This window comes from Pseudoalteromonas sp. ABE4_541 (assembly GCF_056312285.1).
Genome location: NZ_JBSVEM010000078.1, coordinates 1 through 216, shown reverse-complemented (window position 1 = coordinate 216; position 216 = coordinate 1). Strand labels below are relative to the sequence as shown.

The following is a 216-nucleotide window of genomic DNA, read 5'->3' as shown; positions in this document are numbered from 1 at the left end:
TAATGGAAGCAGCAAACTTCAAAGGCCCTGCCAAGGCATTAAAAACTGCGTTACCAGCGCTTAAACAGCTGGATATGCAAGGTATTGCCAGCGGTGATATTTCGTCATTATTGGATGCTGCACCGGGCTTAATGGAAGCAGCAAACTTCAAAGGCCCTGCCAAGGCATTAAAAACTGCGTTACCAGCGCTTAAACAGCTGGATATGCAAGGTATTG

1 protein-coding gene is annotated in these 216 nt (G+C 46.3%); it reads left to right on the top strand.

Features of this window, described 5'->3' with window-relative positions; all coding sequences use genetic code 11:
* A partial coding sequence (locus ACW689_RS21570; RefSeq protein ID WP_476294465.1) for a hypothetical protein occupies window positions 1-216 on the top strand: 216 nt, incomplete at both ends.